5 protein-coding genes and 2 pseudogenes are annotated in these 6,648 nt (G+C 74.1%); 1 reads left to right on the top strand and 6 read right to left on the bottom strand.

Going from position 1 to position 6,648, the window contains the following annotated elements; genetic code table 11:
• Positions 1-2 precede the first annotated feature (2 nt).
• The 4 genes from FNH04_RS38810 to cobM all read right to left on the bottom strand — a co-directional run bounded on the left by FNH04_RS38810 (position 3) and on the right by cobM (position 4,672).
• A complete protein-coding gene (locus tag FNH04_RS38810) occupies positions 3-659 on the bottom strand; it encodes a precorrin-8X methylmutase (protein ID WP_386575006.1) in 657 nt (218 codons plus the stop codon).
• A gap of 26 nt (positions 660-685) precedes the next feature.
• Positions 686-2,380, bottom strand: coding sequence for a precorrin-3B C(17)-methyltransferase (gene cobJ / locus FNH04_RS38805; protein ID WP_322725116.1), 1,695 nt, complete (start codon positions 2,378-2,380; stop codon positions 686-688).
• Positions 2,381-2,576: 196 nt separating this feature from the next.
• A complete protein-coding gene (gene cbiE / locus FNH04_RS38800) occupies positions 2,577-3,827 on the bottom strand; it encodes a precorrin-6y C5,15-methyltransferase (decarboxylating) subunit CbiE (RefSeq protein WP_322725114.1) in 1,251 nt (416 codons plus the stop codon).
• Complete coding sequence (cobM, locus tag FNH04_RS38795; protein WP_152790649.1) at positions 3,824-4,672, bottom strand: precorrin-4 C(11)-methyltransferase; 849 nt, start codon at positions 4,670-4,672, stop codon at positions 3,824-3,826. The genes cbiE and cobM overlap by 4 nt, the downstream gene beginning before the upstream one ends.
• Before the next feature lie 237 nt (positions 4,673-4,909).
• On the opposite strand from cobM, the pseudogene FNH04_RS38790 reads away from it, so the two are divergent.
• Positions 4,910-5,161 (top strand): annotated as a pseudogene (locus tag FNH04_RS38790) (permease); the annotation flags it as partial.
• A 35-nt stretch (positions 5,162-5,196) separates the two neighbouring features.
• Here the strand turns inward: FNH04_RS38790 and cobI are convergent.
• Complete coding sequence (gene cobI, locus FNH04_RS38785) at positions 5,197-5,928, bottom strand: precorrin-2 C(20)-methyltransferase (protein WP_152790647.1); 732 nt, start codon at positions 5,926-5,928, stop codon at positions 5,197-5,199.
• Positions 5,925-6,648, bottom strand: a pseudogene (locus FNH04_RS38780) (cobyrinate a,c-diamide synthase); the annotation flags it as partial. The pseudogene FNH04_RS38780 and the gene cobI, both read right to left, overlap by 4 nt.

The following is a 6,648-nucleotide window of genomic DNA, read 5'->3' as shown; positions in this document are numbered from 1 at the left end:
GGTCACGACTTCTCCTCCGGGACGGGCGGTACTGGCGCCACGAATGATTCCGACGATACGGATGACGATATGGACGGTGACGATACGGGGTGGTACAGCAGGGCGTTCAACGCGGCCGCCGCCACCGCCGAACCACCCTTCTCCGACACGTTGCTGACGGCCGGCAACCCGCTCTCGCGCAGCGCGGCCTTGGACTCGGCCGCGCCGACGAAACCGACCGGCAGACCGATGACGAGCGCCGGGTCGGCGTCCAGGGTGAGCAACTCCTCCAGGGCGGTGGGCGCACAGCCGATCACCCACAGCGCGCCCGGCCCGACCTCCTCGTGCGCGAGGCGGATCGCGTGCGCCGAGCGCGTCAGACCGGGGCCGGACCTCGCGTCCCCGAGACGGCAGACGGTCTCCCGGCGCGTGATGCCCGCCGCGACCATCTCCACGTCCACGACGACCGGCGCCCCGGCGTGCAGCGCGGCGTGCGCCCTCTCCAGCGCGCCCTCGTCCGTCACCAGATCCGTGGCGTACTCGAGGTCGGCCGCCGAGTGGATGACCCGCTCCACGACCGCGCGGGTCAGCGGCGGAAAGTGCGAGGTGTCCAGCCGGGCCCGCAGCCGCCGGAACGACTCCGCCTCGATCGGGTGCACGACCCGCTCCTCCGGGAACACCTGGCTCACCGGGCCTCCTCCTGCGCTCACTCGGCCTCCCCCTCCTGCCAGCGGTAGCCGCGCGGCGTGACCATGCGGCCCGCGATCTCGCGGGTCGCGGTGTTGCCGACGGTCACGACGGTCATCATGTCGACGATCGCCGGGTCCAGCGCGGCCAGGGTCGTCAGGCGGCTCGACTCGTCCGGGCGTGAGGCGTTGCGTACGACACCGACCGGCGTCGTCGGCTCCCTGTGCCCGGCGAGGATCGCGAGCGCCTTGGGCAGCTGCCAGTCCCGGCCCCGGCTGCGGGGGTTGTAGAACGTCACGACGATGTCGGCCTCGGCCGCCGCCCGCACCCGCCGCTCGATGATCTCCCAGGGCGTGTGGAGGTCGGAGAGGCTGATCGAGACATGGTCGTGGCCCAGGGGCGCGCCCAGGATCGCCCCGGCCGCGAGCGCAGCCGTCACACCCGGCACACCCACCACGTCGATGTCGTCGGACGCCTCGGCCAGCGCGGGCGACGCCATCGCGTACACACCCGCGTCCCCGCTGCCGATCAGCGCGACCGCCCGCCCGCGCCGGGCCTCGGCGACCGCCGTCCGCGCCCGCTCCTCCTCCGCGCCGAGCCCGGACTGAAGGATCCGGGTGCCGGGGCGCAGCAGGTCGCGGATCTGGTCGACGTACTGGTCGAGGCCCACGAGCACGGACGCGCGGCGCAGTTCGGCTTCGGCACGCGGGGTGAGCAGGTCACGGGCGCCCGGCCCGAGCCCGACGACCGCGAGCCGACCGCGCCCGGGGCGCCGTACGACGGCACAGGTCGCCATGGCGGGCAGGCCGTCCGCGCGCTCCGACTTCCGCTTGGGAACGAGGAGTTCACCCCCGCGCACCAAGGCCGCGGCCTCCGCCACGGACGGCGTGCCCACGGCCGTGAGCGGCGCGTCCGAGGGATTCGGCACCGTCACCCGCGCCAACTCCTCGGCGGAGTACGTCACCACGGGCACCCCGAGCCGCTCCGCCGCCCCCACGATCCCGGGCTCCCCGGCCTTGGCGTCCACCGTGGCCAGCTCGGCGACACTGCGCACGGAGAGGCCCGCGTCCCGCAGCGCCCCCTCGACCAGCCCGAGGACCTCCTCCACGGGCGCACCCCTGGAGGCACCCACACCGACGACGAGGGACGGCGGACGGAGGACGACCTCCCGCTCACCGGGATCGACCGCGCGGTCCGTGAGACGAACGGCGTACGCCCCCTCGCCCGCCACCGGCAACGCGGGCAGCGGCCACGCCACCTCCGCCTCCAGGGCGACCGGTTCCCCGTCCAGCAGGGCCCGCGTCACCCCGGCGACATCGCCCTCCACGGGCAACCCGAGCGTGTCGAGGCCCGGCACGCCCACCGCATCGGTCGCCGTGGTCACCACGGGCTCCGCGCCCAGCAACCCACCGACCTCGCGGGCGAGTTCATTGGCGCCGCCCCCGTGCCCGCCGACCAGCGACACGGCGAACCGCCCGCCCTCGTCCACGCACACGATCCCGGGGTCGGACGCTTTGTCGCCCAGCAGCGGTGCCACCAGCCGCACCACGGCGCCCGTCGCGAGGAAGCACACCAGCTGCTCGCACTCCCCGAACGCCCGCCGCACGGCGTTCCGTACGGGCCCGTCGTACACGCGCGTGCGGTCCGGCCACGCCGCGGCCAGCCGGTCACGGGCGGCCGCGCCCGCCGCGGTGGCGGAAATCAGGCCGATCACTGGGTACCTCCGCACGGTGGCTGGTAGCGTCGTGAATTGCTGAGCGAGAACCAAGCCAGCACAGCAGTAACCTCCCAAAACTTAATAAACCGGGCTGGTTTCAACCCGGCTGGTGCTGATCGCGTGAGACTCAATGGTTCGCTGAGCCGACGAGCAGCGTGAGCCAGAAATCTCCCTCGTGCGCGAGGGAGAGGACTCAATGGGCAACTCCTTCGGTACGCGCCGGGGGCCTCACGCCCCACAGCAGGAAAACGGGGTTGGTCGCCGCCAGCCGGGACACGTCCCCCGGCAGCGGCGCCAGCCGCGACGACTGCAACAGGACGCCGTCACAGCCGAACCCGGCCCCGGTGAGCGCGTCCCGCACCGCCGGAACCCGGTCGAGCGCCGCCAGGGCGACCACGACTGTCCGCCGGGCGCGCCGCGCGCACGCGGCGACGATCGCGGGCAGCTCACGCCCCCCGCCCCCGACGAACACGGCGTCCGGATCGTCCAGATCGGACAGCACGGTGGGCGCCGCCCCGTGCACCACCTGTACGTCGACGCCGTGCGCCGTGGCGTTGGAGCGGATCCGCTCCACCCCGTCCCGTGTCTTCTCGACCGCGACGGCGGCGGCGCCGAGGCGTGCGCACTCCACGGCCACGGAACCGGAGCCCGCGCCGATGTCCCACACCAGGTCGCCGAGGCGCGGACCGAGCCGGGCCAGCGCCAGCGCCCGCACCTCGAACTTGGTGATCATCGAGTCCCGGTGCGCGAACGCGTCCTCGCCGAGGGCCCAGCCGACGGGCCGGGGCGCCGGACCGGCCACCGTCCGCACGGGAGCGACCAGCCGCTCCTCGTCCAGGCACAGCACGACGCTCACCGCGCCGTCCCAGCCGCGGCCCGCGGCCTCGGCGGGTGTCACCCGCTCCACGCGCTCGCGCCGGGGGTCACCGAGCGCGGACGCCACGACGAGCACCCGCCCGGTCGACCGGAGCCCCGCGCCCAGCTCGGCGGGCCCCGAACCCGGACCCGTCAGCACCGCCACCTTCGGCTGGGACCGGCACACGTTCAGCGCGGTCCGCAGATCGCGCCCGTGCGCGCTCACCACCACGGCGTCGTCCCAGGGCAGCCCGACCCGCGCGAACGCGGTGGCGACGGACGACACCCCCGGCCGCACGTCCAGCCCGCGCGCCCCGAACCGCTCGGCCAGCACCCGCACGATCCCGAAGAAGCCGGGGTCGCCGGAGGCGAGGACCACGATCCGCCGCCCCTCGTCCTTCTCCAGGTGCTCCTGGATCGCGTCCAGAGCGGGCGCCAGCGGGCCGAGGACGATCCGCTCGACCGTGCGCGGCAGCCCGGAGGCCTCCAGATGCCGCCGGGCACCCACGACGACCGCCGCCCCGGCCAGAGCCTCCTTCGCGTCCGGGGTGAGGGGCGCCCCCGTCCCCGTACCGATGACGGTGATCACGGCGTGGCCCCTCGCCGGGCGCTGTCCGCCGTGTCGCGCCGCGCCTCCCGCAGGGCCTTGCGGGCCGCGGGGTCGGCCTTCCGGTACCCGTGGAAGTGTCCCGGGTGGTACAGGTGCGAGCGCGTGCCGTGCGCGTCGAGGGCCGGACCGACCAGGAACAGCGTGTGCTTCCACAGCCTGTGCTCCTTGACGGTCTCCTCCAGCGTCTCGATCGTGCACTTCACGACGAGCTCCTCGGGCCAGGTGGCCTGGTACGCGACGACCACGGGCGTCGTCGTCGGATATCCGCCCTCCAGCAGCTCCCGCACCAGCTGACCGCTCCGCGCGGCCGACAGGAAGACCGCCATGGTCGTACCGTGCCGGGCGAACTCCCGCACCTCCTCCCCGGGCGGCATGGGCGTCTTGCCCCCGCCGAGCCGGGTGAGGACCACGGACTGCGCGACCTCCGGAATGGTCAACTCGCGCCGAGCCAGCGCGGCCACGGCCGAGAAGGACGACACACCTGGCACGACCTCCGTCGCGATCCCGAGCTCGGCACACCGGTCGAGCTGCTCCTGCGTACCGCCCCACAGGGCCGGGTCACCGGAGTGGATACGGGCCACCTTCAGCCCCTGCTCGCGGGCCCGCTCGTACACGGCGACGACGTCCTCCAGCGACATGGTCGCCGAGTCCAGGATCTCCGCGCCCTCGCGCGCGTGGTCGAGGACCTCCGCCTGCACCAGGCTGGCCGCCCAGATCACGACGTCCGCCTCCGCGATGGCGCGCGCGGCACGGAACGTCAACAGGTCGGCGGCGCCGGGGCCGGCACCGACGAAGGTCACCGTGCCGGTGGGGGCATCGGCCATGGGATCGGTCCTCTCTGGGGGTGGTGCTGGTAGTGCTCCGGGGTGGTGCCAGGGTCAGGGGCCGGGAGCGGCCTGTGCTCCGGGGCGGGTCCCGGTCAGGTCCGGGGGCGGTGCTGGTACCGCTCCAGGGGTGGCGGTGGGTCATAGGGGGTGCCGCGTGCGTGAACGCCCGCCGGACGGCCGCCGTCGCGATGGTCGGCCACGGTGCGACGGACGCCATGCCGCCGGACGCCGTGCCGCCGGGCGCTCGCGATGCTGTTCGCGGACGCGGCGGCCCCGGTCGCCGGCGCGGCCCCGACCCTGCTCGTCACCGTCCCGGAACAGGCGCTCGGCTGCTGCCTCGGCTTCTTCGGCGGCGCTTCGCCGTACCTGGCCGCCGCCGGGATCCTCCCCGAGGCGCACCACGAGCACCCGGCCCGCTCCACGCTGCCGGCGACGCTCGCGGGAGCGGCGTTCATCCGGCCGGTGGTGGGAGTGGCGGGCGGCTGACGCCACTCCCGAACCCTTGCCGTTGCCGTTGCCGCTCACAGCTTTCCGCCGCGTCCGCCGTCGCGCCGGGCGGGCGCGATGAGGGTGGACAGGTAGGGGAGCGGGACGTCGTCGAGCCCGTCGGCGGAACGGATCGACTCGTCCGGCAGCCCGAGCGAGGACCCCCACACGGCGTCCTCGATCCGCCCGGTCTCCCGCAGCGCCTCGGCCACCTCCTTCGCCTGCCGCCCGAACTTGTAAGCGACGACCGTGCCCGGCCCGCCCAGCGCCTCCTTCAGCACGGCGGCCCCCGCCGTCACCGGCACGAGCGTGAGCGGCTCGGTCCCCTCGGTCAGTACGGCACCGGAGCGGGCGGCGAGATCCTGCATGGCGGTGATGCCCGGAACCGTCTCGACGACGGTCCCCGGCACCAGTCCGGCGACGGTCTGCGCGAGATAGGTGAAGGTGGAGTACACGTTCGGGTCCCCGATGGTGGCGAACGCGACGGCGGAGTGACGTTCGAGCAACCCGGCCACCCGCGTCCCGGCGGCGTCCCACGCAGCCTCACGCCGCGCCCGGTCGGTCCGCTCGTTGAGCGCGAACACGACCCGTACGACCTTCTCCTCCGGCACGTAGTGCAGCACGGTGGCCTCGGCGCGCCCGCGTTCCCCGGTATCCATGACCGGTACGACGACGACCTCGGCCTCACGCAGCGCGTTGACCCCCTTCACGGTCACCAGCTCCGGATCGCCCGGACCGACACCGACCCCGATCAGCCTGCTGCTCATGACGTCCGGCACCTCTCCACGAACCGACGGGCCGCACCGGGCGCGGCCGCCCAGTGCGTGTGCAGATAACTCGCGTGCACGCCTTGCTGTACGAACCCTTCGACACGCTTACGCGGGGCGCGCACTCCCCAGGCAGGCGCCGCCCCCGCGCCGGGCTCGACCACGGTCCGGTGGAACTCGTGCCCGCGTATCCGGGTCCCCGGCTCGGCGAGCACACTCTCACTCACGGCGACGGCGTCCCGGTAGCCCAGCGTCAGCCGTTCGGACATCCGCGCGGTGGCGTCGAGCACCCCGCACATGGGCTGACCGTCGAGCTCCCGGCACAGGTACAGCAGTCCGGCACACTCGGCGGCGACGGGCGCGCCACTCTCCGCGAGGGCTGCGACGGCCTTGCGCAGAGGTTCGTTGGCGGACAACTCGGCGGCGTACACCTCGGGGAAACCGCCACCGATGACCAGCCCGCGGGTGTCGCTCGGCAGCTGTTCGTCCCGCAACGGATCGAAGGGGACGACCTCGGCGCCGGCGGCACGAAGAAGCTCGGCGTGCTCGGCGTAGGAGAACGTGAACGCCTCTCCTCCGGCAACGGCGACAACCAGCCCGTCGGGCGTTCGAGAACGAGGCCTGTTCAGGGGCGAAAGCGGAGGTCCGGGGGCGGCGGCCCCCGGGGACGATGGGGGTCCCCCCTGCTCGAGCGAAGCCGAGAGCCTGGGGGAGGGAAGG

This window comes from Streptomyces phyllanthi, assembly GCF_009377205.1.
GTDB lineage: Bacteria > Actinomycetota > Actinomycetes > Streptomycetales > Streptomycetaceae > Streptomyces > Streptomyces phyllanthi.
This window is presented reverse-complemented; position numbering and strand designations above follow the sequence as displayed.